Origin of the sequence: Pantoea sp., from assembly GCF_028283705.1 — a bacterium.
In the GTDB taxonomy this organism is placed as follows: domain Bacteria; phylum Pseudomonadota; class Gammaproteobacteria; order Enterobacterales; family Enterobacteriaceae; genus Pantoea.
Map to the genome: position 1 here is coordinate 289,624 of NZ_JAPWKD010000032.1, position 14,560 is coordinate 304,183.

General features: G+C 55.5%; 16 protein-coding genes. 11 read left to right on the forward strand and 5 right to left on the reverse strand.

The features are described from left to right. The first annotated feature begins 243 nt into the window (after positions 1–243). From dksA to panD, 7 genes are all read left to right on the forward strand, one after another. Positions 244–699 carry an RNA polymerase-binding protein DksA gene (gene dksA / locus PW844_RS24370; RefSeq protein WP_084872798.1) on the forward strand — a complete coding sequence of 152 codons (456 nt, stop codon included), beginning with the start codon at positions 244–246 and terminating at the stop codon, positions 697–699. Between the two features lie 72 nt (positions 700–771). Continuing rightward, positions 772–1,701: a tRNA glutamyl-Q(34) synthetase GluQRS gene (gene gluQRS, locus PW844_RS24375; RefSeq protein ID WP_299457360.1), complete on the forward strand. Its 930-nt coding sequence runs from the start codon at positions 772–774 to the stop codon at positions 1,699–1,701. 38 nt (positions 1,702–1,739) lie between these two features. Then, a complete protein-coding gene (gene pcnB / locus PW844_RS24380) occupies positions 1,740–3,152 on the forward strand; it encodes a polynucleotide adenylyltransferase PcnB (RefSeq protein ID WP_208617307.1) in 1,413 nt (470 codons plus the stop codon). Further along, positions 3,149–3,634, forward strand: a complete 486-nt coding sequence (folK, locus tag PW844_RS24385; RefSeq protein WP_299457362.1) for a 2-amino-4-hydroxy-6-hydroxymethyldihydropteridine diphosphokinase — start codon at positions 3,149–3,151, stop codon at positions 3,632–3,634. The genes pcnB and folK overlap by 4 nt, the downstream gene beginning before the upstream one ends. Before the next feature lie 81 nt (positions 3,635–3,715). Beyond that, positions 3,716–4,510 carry a 3-methyl-2-oxobutanoate hydroxymethyltransferase gene (gene panB / locus PW844_RS24390; protein ID WP_299457364.1) on the forward strand — a complete coding sequence of 265 codons (795 nt, stop codon included), beginning with the start codon at positions 3,716–3,718 and terminating at the stop codon, positions 4,508–4,510. A 15-nt stretch (positions 4,511–4,525) separates the two neighbouring features. Next, positions 4,526–5,380, forward strand: a complete 855-nt coding sequence (gene panC / locus PW844_RS24395) for a pantoate--beta-alanine ligase (RefSeq protein WP_299457366.1) — start codon at positions 4,526–4,528, stop codon at positions 5,378–5,380. A gap of 28 nt (positions 5,381–5,408) precedes the next feature. Next, positions 5,409–5,789, forward strand: coding sequence for an aspartate 1-decarboxylase (panD, locus tag PW844_RS24400; protein WP_013507914.1), 381 nt, complete (start codon positions 5,409–5,411; stop codon positions 5,787–5,789). A gap of 114 nt (positions 5,790–5,903) precedes the next feature. On the opposite strand, the gene PW844_RS24405 is transcribed toward panD, so the two are convergent. The 3 genes from PW844_RS24405 to hpt all read right to left on the reverse strand — a co-directional run bounded on the left by PW844_RS24405 (position 5,904) and on the right by hpt (position 8,362). Beyond that, positions 5,904–6,674, reverse strand: coding sequence for an ABC transporter permease (locus PW844_RS24405; RefSeq protein ID WP_084872784.1), 771 nt, complete (start codon positions 6,672–6,674; stop codon positions 5,904–5,906). Then, on the reverse strand, positions 6,671–7,597 hold the full coding sequence (locus tag PW844_RS24410; protein WP_299457372.1) for an ABC transporter ATP-binding protein: 927 nt from the start codon (positions 7,595–7,597) through the stop codon (positions 6,671–6,673). Before PW844_RS24410 ends, PW844_RS24405 begins: the two co-directional genes overlap by 4 nt. 228 nt (positions 7,598–7,825) lie before the next feature. Then, a complete protein-coding gene (gene hpt, locus PW844_RS24415) occupies positions 7,826–8,362 on the reverse strand; it encodes a hypoxanthine phosphoribosyltransferase (RefSeq protein WP_299457373.1) in 537 nt (178 codons plus the stop codon). A gap of 155 nt (positions 8,363–8,517) precedes the next feature. Between hpt and PW844_RS24420 the strand changes: the two genes are divergently transcribed. Further along, positions 8,518–9,798: a cystathionine gamma-synthase family protein gene (locus PW844_RS24420; protein ID WP_299457375.1), complete on the forward strand. Its 1,281-nt coding sequence runs from the start codon at positions 8,518–8,520 to the stop codon at positions 9,796–9,798. Here the strand turns inward: PW844_RS24420 and cueO are convergent. Then, positions 9,795–11,414 (reverse strand): multicopper oxidase CueO, encoded by a 1,620-nt coding sequence (gene cueO, locus PW844_RS24425; RefSeq protein WP_299457377.1) that lies wholly within the window; start codon positions 11,412–11,414, stop codon positions 9,795–9,797. The two genes, PW844_RS24420 and cueO, sit on opposite strands and share 4 nt — an antisense overlap. Before the next feature lie 176 nt (positions 11,415–11,590). On the opposite strand from cueO, the gene PW844_RS24430 reads away from it, so the two are divergent. The 3 genes from PW844_RS24430 to speD all read left to right on the forward strand — a co-directional run bounded on the left by PW844_RS24430 (position 11,591) and on the right by speD (position 13,745). After that, the gene (locus PW844_RS24430) at positions 11,591–11,938 is read left to right on the forward strand and encodes a YacC family pilotin-like protein (RefSeq protein ID WP_084872772.1); all 348 of its coding nucleotides are present in this window, start codon (positions 11,591–11,593) and stop codon (positions 11,936–11,938) included. 108 nt (positions 11,939–12,046) lie between these two features. After that, positions 12,047–12,910 carry a polyamine aminopropyltransferase gene (gene speE / locus PW844_RS24435; protein ID WP_299457380.1) on the forward strand — a complete coding sequence of 288 codons (864 nt, stop codon included), beginning with the start codon at positions 12,047–12,049 and terminating at the stop codon, positions 12,908–12,910. A gap of 28 nt (positions 12,911–12,938) precedes the next feature. Further along, positions 12,939–13,745, forward strand: coding sequence for an adenosylmethionine decarboxylase (gene speD / locus PW844_RS24440; RefSeq protein ID WP_299457382.1), 807 nt, complete (start codon positions 12,939–12,941; stop codon positions 13,743–13,745). A gap of 47 nt (positions 13,746–13,792) precedes the next feature. Here the strand turns inward: speD and PW844_RS24445 are convergent, their stop codons facing one another. Next, a complete protein-coding gene (locus PW844_RS24445) occupies positions 13,793–14,554 on the reverse strand; it encodes a DeoR/GlpR family DNA-binding transcription regulator (RefSeq protein WP_299457384.1) in 762 nt (253 codons plus the stop codon). Between the last annotated feature and the right edge of the window lie 6 nt (positions 14,555–14,560).

Genomic DNA, 14,560 nt, shown 5'->3' on the forward strand with positions numbered 1-14,560 from the left:
TCTTAGCAATTTGGTGTGATAGGAATGTTCCGAGTGGTGCGCTAAATACGCTGTTCCTCACAGGCTTGTCAAGGTGCGATCATGAATAATTGCCAACCTTGATTGCTTCTGCTATTTATAGCGGCCTGTTTTTTTCCCTGTTGGGAATCGATAAACCCAAAGTAACTCGGGTTGCAGGAAGACGGCCTTGCCGCATGCAATCTGAAGTATCAAGGGTAGTGCGTGTTATCCAGGAGAAACAACATGCAAGAAGGGCAAAACCGTAAAACATCGTCCCTGAGTATCCTCGCCATCGCTGGGGTGGAGCCGTATCAGGAGAAACCGGGCGAAGAGTATATGAACGAAGCCCAGCTGAACCACTTCCGCAAGATTCTGGAAGCCTGGCGCAATCAACTCAGGGATGAAGTCGACCGTACTGTGTCGCATATGCAGGATGAAGCTGCCAACTTCCCGGATCCGGTTGACCGTGCCGCGCAGGAAGAGGAATTCAGTCTGGAACTGCGTAACCGCGATCGTGAGCGTAAGCTGATCAAAAAGATCGAGAAGACGCTGAAGAAAGTGGAAGATGACGATTTCGGCTACTGCGAATCCTGCGGTGTTGAAATTGGTATTCGTCGTCTGGAAGCGCGTCCGACCGCCGATCTCTGCATTGACTGTAAAACGCTGGCAGAAATCCGCGAGAAACAGATGGCAGGCTAATGGCCGTGAACAGACTGTCACCGTACGGCAGGGAAAACCACTGTTTTCCCGCCGTGCGGTGCGCATCAAAAAATGTCTAACCTTCCCTGTATTGGGCGCTTTGCCCCCTCTCCTTCTGGTGAACTTCATTTTGGCTCGCTCATTGCTGCGTTAGGCAGCTACCTGAGTGCCCGCGCACAACAGGGGCGCTGGCTGGTGCGTATTGAAGATATCGATCCACCGCGTGAAGTACCGGGTGCCGCAACCCGCATTCTGCAACAGCTGGAACATTATGGCTTGCACTGGGATGGTGAGGTGCTGTGGCAGTCACAGCGCCATGAGGCTTACCGCGCGGCGTTAAACTGGTTGCGGGAGCAGCGCCAGAGTTATTTCTGTACCTGTACACGCAGCCGCATTCAGCAGCTGGGCGGTTTTTATGATGGTCACTGCCGCGAGTTGCAGCTGCCAGCGGAAAACGCCGCACTGCGCCTGCGCCAGCATACGCCGGTGTATGGCTTTGACGATCGCCTGCGGGGTCATTTGCAGGCCGACACACGGCTGGCGGAAGAGGATTTTATTATCCATCGCCGCGATGGCCTGTTCGCCTATAACCTGGCTGTGGTGGTGGATGACCATTTTCAGGGCATGACCGAGATTGTACGCGGTGCTGATTTGATCGAGCCGACAGTCCGCCAGATTGCGCTGTATCAGCAGTTTGGCTGGCCGGTGCCGGAATATCTGCATCTGCCGCTGGCGGTGAATGACGATGGCAACAAGTTATCGAAGCAAAACCATGCGCCCGCGCTGCCTGCGGGTGATCCCCGGCCACTGCTGGTGCAGGCGTTACACTTTTTGGGGCAGCCGGTATCACCAGGCTGGCAGGACGAATCGCTGGAAACCCTGCTTAAGACGGCGATTAACCAGTGGAATATCCGTCTGATCCCACTGGAGAACGCCCTGAGGCCAGTTGAAATGACAACGCCATTCTCAAATGGTTCGCAACAGGCTATGATTAGCCGCTGATTTTACTAACACCACTAATGTCACTGTCGAGGTGTCCCATTTTTACCCGAGTCGCTAATTTTTGCCGGAGAGTCCTCAAGCGTGACGAGGAGGCGCCTGAAGAGGTGGAAACCGAAAGTCTGATGACCGTTATTCCCCGTGAAAGCCACAACATCTCACGCAAAGATATCAGCGAAAATGCCCTCAAAGTGCTCTATCGCCTGAATAAAGCCGGTTACGAAGCCTACCTGGTAGGTGGCGGCGTGCGCGATTTGCTGCTGGGTAAAAAACCCAAAGATTTCGATGTCACCACCAACGCCACGCCGGAACAAATGCGTAAACTGTTCCGCAACTGTCGTCTGGTCGGACGTCGTTTCCGTCTGGCTCACGTCATGTTCGGACCGGAAGTGATTGAAGTCGCGACCTTCCGTGGCCATCATCAGATGGAAGAAGCCGAAGAAGAAGATCGCAACAGCTCACAGCGCGCGCAAAGCGGTATGCTGCTGCGCGATAACATCTTCGGCAGCATCGAAGATGATGCCCAGCGTCGCGATCTCACCATCAACAGCCTGTATTACAGCGTGGCGGATTTCACTGTGCGTGATTACGTCGGCGGTTTACAGGATTTGCAGCAGGGCGTCATTCGTATGATTGGCGATCCGGAAACGCGCTATCGCGAAGATCCGGTGCGTATGTTGCGCGTGGTGCGTTTTGCCGCCAAGCTGGAGATGAGCATTGCCGCAGAAACCGCCGAGCCGATTCCGCGCCTGGCGACGCTGTTGCATGATATTCCGCCCGCACGTCTGTTCGAAGAGTCGCTCAAGCTGCTACAGGCCGGTTACGGCTACCGCACCTATCAGATGATGCGCGAATATCAGCTGTTCCAGCCGTTGTTCCCGACGCTGACGCGCGGTTTCACCGAGCACAGCGACAGCTCAATGGAGCGTATGCTGGCGCAGGTGCTGAAAAATACCGATACCCGCATTCAGAATGATATGCGCGTCAATCCGGCGTTCCTGTTTGCCGCGATGTTCTGGTATCCGCAACTGGAGTCTGCTGAGCAGATTGCCCAGGAAAGCGGCCTGACCTATTACGATGCCTTTGCGCTGGCGATGAATGAAACGCTGGATGAAGCCTGCCGCGCGCTGGCGATTCCGAAGCGTATCACCACGCTGATTCGCGATATCTGGCAGTTGCAGTTGCGCATGTCACGCCGCCACGGCAAACGTGCGTGGAAGCTGATGGAACATCCGAAATTCCGCGCCGCCTATGACCTGCTGGCATTGCGTGCCGATGTGGAAAATAACCCGGAACTGCAACGCCTGAGCCAGTGGTGGGGTGAATTCCAGGCCGCAGCACCGACGCAGCAGAAAAACATGCTGAACACGCTGGGTGACGATCCTGCGCCACGCCGTAAACCGCGTCGTCCGCGTCGCCGTCCGGCGGCACCGCGCAACAACAGCGCGCCATGACCCGCGTTTATCTCGCCTTAGGCAGTAACCTCGCCGACCCGCTGCATCAGGTTGATGCAGCGCTGGCGGCGCTGGATGCGATACCGCAAACCCGCCGCGTGGCGACGTCCTCGTTGTATCGCACCCCGCCTTATGGCCCGCCGGATCAGCCTGATTACCTCAACGCCGTGGTTGCGCTGGAAACCGGGCTTTCAGCCGAAAGCTTACTCGACCAGACCCAGCGCATTGAACTGGAACATGGCCGGGTGCGCAAAGCCGAGCGCTGGGGTCCGCGTACGCTCGATCTGGATATCTTGCTGTTTGGCGACGCGGTGATTAACACGCCACGTTTGACGGTGCCACATTACGATATGCACAACCGCGCGTTTATGCTGTTGCCGCTGCTGGAGCTCGCGCCCCAGCTCACTTTCCCCGATGGCACCCCGCTAGCTCCCCTGCTGGCTGCGCTCGATCAAAGCGAGATTCGTTTCTGGTCTGAGTAACCCCAGAATCGCACGGCAATCGTATCGCCTCCCCTTTCGATCCAGTACACTGCGCCCATCAGAAAATACTGAGAGTGTGCGATGAAACCCACAACTATCTCCCATTTGCGCCAGTGGAAAGCCAGTGGCCGCAAATTTGCCACCCTAACGGCCTACGACTTCAGCTTTGCCCGTCTGTTTGCTGACGAGGGCATTCAGGTCCTGCTGATTGGCGATTCACTTGGCATGACGGTGCAGGGCCACGAATCGACCCTGCCGGTTACCGTCAATGATATCGCCTACCACACCACAGCGGTGCGCCGTGGCGCTCCGCAAGCGCTGGTGATGGCCGATCTGCCGTTTATGAGTTATGCCACCCCGGATCAGACTTTTGCTAACGCGGCCCAGCTGATGCGCGCCGGTGCCAATATGGTCAAACTGGAAGGCGGTGCCTGGCTGGCGGAAACCGTAAAAATGCTGACCGATCGCGCGGTACCGGTGTGTGGTCACCTCGGCTTAACGCCGCAGTCGGTGAATATCTTCGGCGGCTATAAAGTACAGGGCCGTGACGAAGCCGGAGCGGAACGCCTACTGGCCGATGCGCTGGCGCTGGAAGCAGCGGGTGCACAGCTGCTGGTGCTGGAGTGCGTGCCGGTGGCGCTGGCAGAACGCGTCACCAAGGCGCTCACCATCCCGGTGATTGGCATCGGTGCCGGTAACGTAACCGACGGACAGATTCTGGTGATGCATGATGCCTTTGGGATCACCGGCGGCCATATCCCGAAATTCGCTAAAAATTTCCTCGCGGAAACCGGCGACATTCGCGCTGCGATTCGCCAGTATATTGCCGAAGTTGAGGCGGGCAGTTACCCGGCCGCCGAACACAGTTTCCAGTAAATCAGGAGATGTGCAGTGCTGATCATTGAAACACTGCCGATGCTGCGTCACGAGATCCGTCGCTGGCGTCAGGAAGGCAAACGTATCGCGCTGGTGCCTACTATGGGCAACCTGCATGATGGACATATGACGCTGGTCGATGAAGCGCGCGCGCGTGCCGATATCGTGGTGACGTCGATTTTTGTTAACCCAATGCAGTTTGATCGTCCGGACGATTTAGCGCGCTACCCCCGCACTTTGCAGGATGATTGCGAAAAGCTGAATCGCCATGGCGTTGATTTGGTGTTCGCCCCTGCCCCGGCAGACGTCTACCCCAAAGGCCTCGATACCCAAACCTTCGTGGAAGTCCCGGGTCTGTCATCACTGCTGGAAGGTGCCGCCCGTCCGGGACATTTTCGTGGCGTCTCCACCATTGTCAGCAAGCTGTTCAACCTGGTGCAGCCGGATATTGCCTGCTTTGGTGAAAAAGATTTTCAGCAGTTGGCTATTATCCGCAAGATGGTGGCGGATATGGGTTTTGACATCGAGATTGTCGGTGTTCCCACGGTACGCGCCAAAGATGGCTTAGCCCTCAGCTCGCGTAATGGCTATCTCACCGCAGATGAGCGTACACTGGCACCCGGCTTAAGCCAGGTGATGAACAGCATGGCAGAGCGCCTCAGCAATGGCGAGCGCCATGTGGAAGAAATTATTGAACACGCCGAACAGGCGTTACGCGAGAAAGGTTTCCGCCCGGACGGGCTGGCGATTTGCGATGCCGAAACGTTGCAGGCGCTGACCGTTGATAGCAAGCAGGCCGTGATTCTGATGGCCGCGTGGCTGGGCAATGCTCGTCTGATCGATAATCAGCAAGTAGATCTGACCCAGTAAGGGATCGTTTATAGAAGGTTGTACCGCCATGATTCGTACCGTATTACAGGGCAAACTGCACCGCGTCAAAGTGACTCAGGCAGATTTGAATTACGAAGGTTCCTGCGCCATCGACCAGGACTTCCTGGATGCGTCTGGCATTCTGCAATATGAAGCCATCGACATCTACAACGTGACCAACGGCCAGCGTTTCTCTACCTACGCCATTGCCGCTGAGCGTGGCTCAAAGATTATCTCCGTCAACGGCGCGGCCGCCCGCTGTGCCTGCGAGGGCGATATTATGATCATCTGTTCTTATGTGCAGGTGGAAGATGAAGTCGCGCGTAGCTGGCAGCCGAAAGTGGCCTATTTTGAGGGCGATAACGAGATGAAGCGGATAGCCAAAGCGCTGCCGGTTCAGGTCGCCTGATACAATACGGGCGGGATGTTATCCCGCCCCATCTGATCCCGTAGCGGCGCGATTTATCGCGCGGGTTTTAAAAAAACAGCACGATAAATCGCGCCGCTACGTCCGAGCTTCACCTTAGCTACGCAGCCCACGTCCACGCTGAATCAGCACATACACCACCGCGTAAAACACCACGATAAACGCCACCAACACCGACAAGGTCAACTCCAGCGGCACATCATTGATGCCGAGGAAACCATAGCGGAAGCCACTGATCATATACACTATCGGGTTCAGTTTTGACACCATCTGCCAGAACGGTGGCAGCAGCGTCAGTGAGTAAAAGACCCCGCCCAGATAGGTTAACGGTGTCAGCACAAAGGTCGGAATCAGGCTGATATCATCAAAGGTGCGGGCAAACACCGCGTTCAGCAAACCGGCAAGCGAGAACAGAATTGCCGTCAACAGTAACGTCAGCGCCACCATCGACCATGAATACACATGGAAGGGCACGAAAAACAGCGATATTGCCGTGACCAGAATGCCGACGCAGACGCCACGCGCCACGCCACCGCCAACATAACCCGCGATGATAATGTGCGTCGGCACCGGTGCCACCAGCAGCTCCTCAATATTGCGCTGGAACTTGGCGCTAAAGAAGGAAGAAGCCACGTTAGCGTAAGCGTTGGTGATCACCGCCATCATGATCAGGCCCGGCACGATAAATTGCATGTAGCTGAAACCATGCATATCACCGATACGCGAACCAATCAGATTGCCGAAAATAATGAAATACAGGGTCATGGTGATCACCGGCGGCACCAGCGTCTGAATCCAGATGCGGGCAAAACGGTTGATCTCTTTGGTCCAGATGCTCTTGAGCGCTACCCAATACAAATGCGTCATGCTTTCGCTCCTGTTTTTCCCTGCACCAGGCTGACAAACAGCTCCTCAAGGCGGTTAGCTTTGTTACGCATACTCAGCACCTGCACCCCCTGCGCACTCAGCTGGCTGAACACGCTGTTTAGCCCCTGCTCACGCATCACTTCCACTTCCAGTGTGGAGGTATCCACCAGACGATACTGGAAGCCTTCCAGCTGCGGCAGCGGGCTGCGTGGCGCTAAATCGAGGATAAACGTTTCGGATTGCAGCTTGGACAGCAGTCCTTTCATCGAGGTGTTTTCCACCAGTTCACCGCTCTGGATAATGCCGATATTGCGGCACAGCATTTCCGCTTCTTCCAGGTAGTGGGTGGTCAGAATGATGGTGGTGCCCCTGGCGTTTAGCTCTTTCAGGAACACCCACATCGAACGACGCAGCTCAATATCGACCCCCGCCGTCGGCTCATCAAGGATCAGCAACTTGGGTTCGTGCATCAGCGCGCGGGCAATCATCAGACGGCGTTTCATACCGCCGGACAACATCCGCGCACGTTCGTTGCGTTTACCCCAGAGATCGAGCTGTTTCAGGTATTTTTCGGCGCGCTGATTGGCTTCGCGACGTTCCACACCGTAGTAACCCGCCTGATTAACCACAATCTGTAGCACAGTTTCGAACGGGTTGAAGTTGAATTCCTGCGGCACCAGCCCGAGCTGACGCTTGGCGTTGACCACATCTTTTTCCAGGTCATAGCCAAACACGCGAACGCTGCCGCCAGATTTATTGACCAGTGAGCTGATAATGCCGATGGTGGTGGACTTACCGGCACCGTTCGGCCCCAGTAAGGCGTAAAAATCACCTGCTTCCACGCTGAGATCGATCCCTTTCAGCGCCTGTACGCCGCCAGGATAGGTCTTGATCAGCCCGGAAAGTTCCAGTGCATAAGTCATTGCGAGTCCATACCTTGTTGTAGTGACATCATTGCCTGTTGAAATGATAGTGTGCGCGAGCGGTACGTGCGCGTTCGCTGGGATAAAGGTTGTGAAATCAAAGGAGTCGGGCAGAGTCTATCACTCTGCGCGCCGCAGGGAAACGCAGCAGAATGCCCGCCAGCCACTGGCCGACGGGCTGCGCATCTTATCGCAGGCGGGAAAGGTTAGCCTTGGAAGATTGTGCGGTTATTCGTCAAGCAGCACCACTTTACCGATGTACGGCAGATGGCGGTAGCGCTGGGCATAATCGATGCCAAAACCCACCACGAATTCGTCCGGGATGGAGAAACCGACGTACTCCACCGTTACCTCCACTTCACGGCGTTCCGGCTTATCCAGCAGGGTACAAATGGCCAGTGATTTGGGTTCGCGCAGGCGCAGGATCTCACGCACTTTGCTCAGGGTGTTGCCGGAGTCGATGATGTCTTCAACGATCAACACGTCTTTGCCGCGAATATCTTCATCGAGATCTTTCAGGATCTTCACATCACGGGTGGTGGACATGCCGCTGCCGTAGCTGGAGGCGGTCATAAAGTCGACTTCGTGTGGCACCTCAACGGCACGGCACAAATCGGCCATAAACATAAAGGAACCGCGCAGCAGACCGACCAGCACCATTTCGCTACCGCTGTTACGGTAGTGGTCGCTTATCTGCTTGCCCAGTTCGGCGATACGGGTTGCGATCTCCTGCTCAGAGATCATCACGTCAACGGTGTGTTTCATTGCATTCAGCCTGGGTTAGGTATCTCAGAAAGCCACGCAGTCTATCATAGTCCATTTAAGCACTGACGCCGCGCACACAACGCAAACGTTACCGTGGCGAAAAATAGTGCTCTGACGTTAACTGTATGCAAAGCCCCCGCCAAACCGGAGACGTTATGACCTCTTCATCCAGCAAAAAAACGCAGCCTGGCAATCATCATCTCCATCCGGAAACCCAGATGCTGAATTACGGTTACGATCCGCGTCTGTCCGAAGGCGCGGTGAAGCCGCCGGTGTTTCTCACCTCCACCTTTGTGTTTAACAGCGCCGAAGAGGGGAAAGATTTCTTTGATTTCGTCGCCGGACGGCGTGAACCGCCAGAAGGAAAAAGTGGCGGGCTGGTCTATTCACGTTTCAATCACCCCAATAGCGAAATTGTCGAAGACCGACTGGCGATTTACGAAGGCGCAGAAAAGGCCGCGCTGTTCTCCTCCGGCATGGCGGCCATTGCCACCACGCTGCTGACCTTCGCCCGGCCTGGTGAGGTGATTCTGCATTCCCAGCCGCTGTACGGTGGCACCGAAACCCTGCTGAGCAAAACGCTGCATAATCTGGAAATCAAAGCGGTGGGTTTTAGCGACGGCACCGATGAGGAGAAAGTCCACGAAGCGGCCAAGCTGGCCTGGCAGCGTGGGCGGGTGGCATTGATCCTGATTGAGACCCCTGCCAATCCCACCAACAGCCTGGTGGATATTAAATTGATGGTGCAGGTGGCCGAGGTGATTGCGCAGCATCAGGGATCGCGACCGATCATCGCCTGTGATAACACCCTGCTCGGTCCGTTGTTTCAGCGCCCGCTGGAACAGGGTGCCGACCTGTCGCTGTATTCACTCACCAAATACGTTGGCGGCCATTCGGATTTGATTGCCGGTGCGGTGCTGGGCAGGAAAGCGTTGATCGACCAGGTACGCTCACTACGCAGCGCGATCGGCACCCAGCTTGATCCCCACTCCAGCTGGATGATTGGCCGTTCGCTGGAAACCCTGGCGCTGCGCATGGAGAAAGCGGCGCACAATGCGGCGCGGGTGGCGGCGTTCCTGCGCGATCAACCTCAGGTGGAAAAGCTGCACTGGCTACCTTATCTGGATAAAAACAGCAGCGCAGGAGAGACCTATCGCCGCCAGTGTTTCGGCGCAGGTTCGACCTTTTCCTTTGATATTCGCGGCGGGCAGCCAGCAGCGTTTCGTTTCCTCAATGCACTGGGGTTGTTCAAACTGGCGGTGAGTCTGGGGGGGACCGAATCGCTGGCCAGCCATCCGGCCAGCACCACCCATTCCGGGGTGGCTGCGGAGGTGCGTCAGCGCATTGGTATCACTGACGCCACCGTCCGTTTGTCGATCGGCATCGAACATGCCGATGATTTAATTGAGGATATCCGTCAGGCGCTGGCCGGTTAAGTCACGGTGAAGCCCAGCATCATGCCGGTGTCCTCATGTTCCAGCAGATGGCAATGGGCCATATACGCCTGTTCAGCGCTGGCGACATAATCGAAGCGCACCAGCACTTCACTGCGCCAGCCGTTGACGCTGACCATGTCCTTCCAGCCCTGACGATGCGGGGCTGGCGGCTTGCCGTTTTCGGACAAAATACGGAACTGGGTGCCGTGGATATGGAACGGATGCAGCATGCTGTCGCCTTCGCCGGAAATCGTCCACTTTTCCATGCTGCCGAGCTTCACATCGAACATCGGTTTGGTCATATCAAAGGCGATGCCGTTGATCTTGTTGCCATTGTGGAAATCATAACCGGCAGCCTTGCCATGGCCGCTATGATCCATCGCCATCTTGCTGTGATCCATCGGCATGTCACCCATGTCCATCTTCATATCGCCCTGCTTTTGCCCCTGAGGCATGCTCATCGCGTGATGGCCTTCCATGCTGCCCATGGCTTTCGCGCCATAGCGATCCATCAGCGCCTGCATCCCCTGGCTATCGAGTTGCGGGTCCATCATCAGTTGCAGCCAGCGGGTTTGCAGCCCGTCGGTGGCGGGCAGCGGCGGCACATCCACCAGCTTATCCGGTAGCGAAGCGCTTGCCATCACACGTAATGGCAGGATATTCACCAGCGGCAACGGTTGATCAAACGGTGCCAACATCATGCCCATTTGCGTCACCGGCAGCGTCACCATGTCAAAGCTTTTACCGTCCGAGGTATCCACCATCACTTCAAAACGCTCGCCGGGCAACAGTGGCAGGCTGTCCACTTTTACCGGCTCGGCCAGCAGGCCACCATCGCTGCCAATCACATACAGCGGACGCTGGTCGCTGGTGGCAATATGCAATGAACGCGCATTACAACCGTTCAGCAGACGCAGGCGTAACCAGCCACGCGGTACCGCGTGTTGCGGGTACTGCACGCCATTGGTCAGCATCATGTCGCCAAACCAGCCCACCGCCGCACGCATGACATCGAGCTGGTAATCAATCCGCGTACCATCCGAACTCAGTTGCTTGTCCTGGAAAATCAGCGGTACATCGTCAATGCCCCACTGCACCGGCAAGCGCAGTTTGCCAGCCGCCTCATCCTGCAACAGCACCAACCCCGCCAGCCCTTGCGCCACCTGATAGCCAGTTTTGCCATGCTGATGGGGATGAAACCAGCAGGTAGCGGCGGGTTGATCGGGCGTAAAGGTCACCTGGCGCGATGCTCCTGGTGCGATGGTCGCCTGTGGACCTCCATCCACCGCGCCCGGAATTTCCAGCCCGTGCCAGTGCACAGTGGTGGCGTCCGGCAGACGGTTATGAATATTCACCGTGACCGGTTTACCCCGCTGAAGCACAATTGCTGGCCCAAGCAGGCTGCCGTTGTAGCCCCAGGTCGGCACCGCTTTGCCATTCCACTGGCTGGTGCCCGCCTGAGCGGTCAGGTTGTAGTTACCGTGTGCATCCGCTTCCAGCAGGTTGGGGATAGGCAGCAGCGGTCGCGTGGCGGCCATCAGCGAACGGCTCCACATGGGCAGGGCACCTGCCGCGCTGAGTGCGGCAGTCAGCTTCAGAAAATGACGACGTTGCATATTCATATCCTTATTGTGCATAAGGGCACAGCGTAAACCTTGCCCCTGCGGGAGGGTCAAGCCCTGCTGCAGAATGCACCGAAAAAAAGTGTGCCGAGCGCCACGGCGGCAAATTTATCAGAATCCTGCCAATATCTGTGCTAACGTCATTTTATTGCCCCCTGTTGAGAATGATTATGTCGAAAAGCATCAAGATCCTGCTGCTGGCGGGACTCCTTGGCTTCTCCTCCACCAGCTTTGCCCTGAGCGAATCCGAAGCGGAAGATCTGGCTGATCTGACGGCGGTTTTTGTTTATCTGAAGAATGATTGCGGCTATCAGGATCTCCCCGATGCGCAGATTCGCAAGGCTCTGGTGTTTTTCGCCCAGCAGAATCGCTGGGATTTGAGTAACTACAGCACCTTCAACATGAAAGCGCTCGGCGAAGACAGTTATAAAGATCTGAGCGGCATCGCCATCACCAACGACAAGAAATGTAAGTCGCTGGCACGGGATTCTCTGAGCCTGCTCGCCTACGTGAAATAACCTGCTGCCCCGCTCTCCTGCTGAACATTTGACCGTGCAACCACGGTCATAATTCGCTATGATTTGCCGCCCATTTTCATGGCGATGTCATTACAGGAGAGCCTCATCATGGCCCAAAATGAAATGTGGTATGAAACCCTTCATGCCGGTTTCGGACAGTATTTCACGGTTGATAAAGAACTCTACCGTGATAAAACCGCGCATCAAGATCTCGTCATCTTCGAAAATGCGGCTTTTGGTCGCGTTATGGCGCTGGACGGCGTGGTACAAACCACCGAGCGTGATGAATTCATTTACCATGAAATGATGACCCATGTACCGATTCTGGCGCACGGCGCGGCGAAACGTGTGCTGATCATCGGCGGTGGCGATGGTGCCATGCTGCGCGAAGTATCACGTCATCGCAGCATCGAACAGATCACCATGGTGGAGATCGATGCGGGTGTGGTGAGCTTCTGTAAGCAGTACCTGCCGAACCACAGCGCTGGCGCTTACGACGATGCACGTTTACAGCTGGTGATTGACGATGGCGTCAACTTCGTCAATCAGACACAGGAAAAATTCGATGTGATCATCTCCGACTGTACCGACCCGATCGGTCCGGGAGAGAGCCTGTTCACTTCGGAGTTCTATGCCGGTTGCAAAAACGCCCTCAACCCTGGCGGCATTTTTGTGGCGCAGAACGGCGTCTGTTTTCTGCAACAAGATGAAGCGGTTAACAGCCATCGCAAACTCAGCCACTACTTTTCCGATGTCAGTTTTTATCAGGCCGCGATCCCGACCTACTACGGCGGCATCATGACCTTTGCCTGGGCAAGCGACAATCCGGCGCTGCGCACGCTCGACAGCGCGACCTTGCAGTCACGTTTTGTGGCCGCTGGCCTGAACTGCCGTTACTACAATCCGGCAATCCATACTGGCAGCTTTGCCCTGCCGCAATATCTGTTGAATGCCCTGTCAGACGCGCGCTGATCGGACATTTATAAGGGGGTGAACGAAATTGCAAAAGCTAAAACTACATGGCTTCAACAACCTGACAAAGAGCCTGAGTTTTTGTATTTACGATATTTGCTATGCAAATACTGAAGCTGAGCGTGATGGTTACATCGCTTATATTGATGAGCAATATAACGCCAACCGTCTGACCGAAATCCTGACAGAAACCTGCTCGATCATTGGTGCTAACGTGCTCAACATCGCGCGCCAGGACTATGAACCACAAGGCGCGAGCGTCACCATTCTGGTGAGCGAGGAGCCGATGGATCCGAAAGATATCGATAACTCAGAGCACCCCGGCCCACTGCCTAACTCGGTTGTCGCCCATCTCGATAAAAGCCATATCTGCGTGCATACCTATCCGGAGAGCCATCCGGAAGGCGGATTATGCACCTTCCGTGCCGATATCGAAGTCTCGACTTGCGGCGTGATTTCCCCGCTGAAAGCGTTAAATTATCTGATTCACCAGCTGGAATCCGACATCGTCACCATTGATTATCGCGTGCGTGGTTTCACCCGCGATGTGAATGGCGTGAAGCACTTCATTGATCATGCGATTAACTCGATTCAGAACTTTATGTCTGACGATATGAAATCAATGTATGACATGCTGGACGTGAACGTTTACCAGGAAAATATCTTTCATACCAAGATGTTGCTGAAAGAATTTGACCTGAAGCATTACCTGTTCAATACCAAACCGGAAGATCTCAGCCCGCAGGAACATAAGCGTATAACCAGCTTGCTGTGGAAAGAGATGCGGGAGATTTATTACGGACGTAACATCCCGTCGATTGGGTTAAAGGCATAACCGAACCCGTAGCGGCGCGATTTATCGCGCCATTACAGGGTATGTCCTTATGCCGTCAGTTGCAGCGCAATGCCGCGCTCACGCAGGCTATGGCATACCACTTCATCCAGCCGCGCATCGGTGACGATGTCGGTCAGGCTGTCAATCGGTGCCGCGCAAAACAGCGACCAGGAACCGTATTTGCTACTGTCCGCCAGCAGAATCCGCCGCCGGGCATTCGCCAGCAGATCCATCTTCAGACCGGCCTTCTCCTCGGTTGGCGTGGTTATCCCGCGTTCAATGCTCCACGAGTTACAGCTGACAAAAGCGATATCAGGATTGATGCTGCGTAGCAGGCGGCGGCCATGTTCGCCAATACACGACTGGCTGGAATCATCGATACGCCCGCCAATAATGGTGACTTCAATCTGTTTGAATTCTGACAGGAACAGCGCGATATGCAGATCGGCGGTAATCACCCGCAACGGCAAATGGGTCAGTTGACGCGCCAATTCCAGCATGGTGGTACCGGCATCCAGCACTACCGCATCCCCGGACTGTACAAAACCAGCGGCAAAATGGGCAATCGCCTGTTTTTCTGCCAGGTTACGCTGCATTTTTTCCAGCGTGGTGGGCTGGGCGGGAATAAAACGATTTAAGGTTACGCCGCCATGACTGCGGCTTACCACGCCTTCCTTGTCCAGCTTAATCAGATCGCGGCGAATAGTGGCCGGTGAGGCAGAAATGGCACTCACCAGTTGTTCAACAGTAACCAGATTATGGCTTTTCAGATAATCCATAATCTGGTCGAGGCGACTTTGTCCCTTCATATTTCC

Excerpts from the sequence above, each read along its gene's own strand:
- dksA (WP_084872798.1), top strand. The coding sequence starts at position 244 with ATGCAAGAAGGGCAAAACCGTAAAACATCGTCCCTGAGTATCCTCGCC.
- gluQRS (WP_299457360.1), top strand. The coding sequence starts at position 772 with ATGTCTAACCTTCCCTGTATTGGGCGCTTTGCCCCCTCTCCTTCTGGT.
- folK (WP_299457362.1), top strand. The coding sequence starts at position 3,149 with ATGACCCGCGTTTATCTCGCCTTAGGCAGTAACCTCGCCGACCCGCTG.
- panB (WP_299457364.1), top strand. The coding sequence starts at position 3,716 with ATGAAACCCACAACTATCTCCCATTTGCGCCAGTGGAAAGCCAGTGGC.
- panD (WP_013507914.1), top strand. The coding sequence starts at position 5,409 with ATGATTCGTACCGTATTACAGGGCAAACTGCACCGCGTCAAAGTGACT.
- PW844_RS24405 (WP_084872784.1), bottom strand. The coding sequence starts at position 6,674 with ATGACGCATTTGTATTGGGTAGCGCTCAAGAGCATCTGGACCAAAGAG.
- PW844_RS24410 (WP_299457372.1), bottom strand. The coding sequence starts at position 7,597 with ATGACTTATGCACTGGAACTTTCCGGGCTGATCAAGACCTATCCTGGC.
- hpt (WP_299457373.1), bottom strand. The coding sequence starts at position 8,362 with ATGAAACACACCGTTGACGTGATGATCTCTGAGCAGGAGATCGCAACC.
- PW844_RS24420 (WP_299457375.1), top strand. The coding sequence starts at position 8,518 with ATGACCTCTTCATCCAGCAAAAAAACGCAGCCTGGCAATCATCATCTC.
- cueO (WP_299457377.1), bottom strand. The coding sequence starts at position 11,414 with ATGCAACGTCGTCATTTTCTGAAGCTGACTGCCGCACTCAGCGCGGCA.
- PW844_RS24430 (WP_084872772.1), top strand. The coding sequence starts at position 11,591 with ATGTCGAAAAGCATCAAGATCCTGCTGCTGGCGGGACTCCTTGGCTTC.
- speE (WP_299457380.1), top strand. The coding sequence starts at position 12,047 with ATGGCCCAAAATGAAATGTGGTATGAAACCCTTCATGCCGGTTTCGGA.
- PW844_RS24445 (WP_299457384.1), bottom strand. The coding sequence starts at position 14,554 with ATGAAGGGACAAAGTCGCCTCGACCAGATTATGGATTATCTGAAAAGC.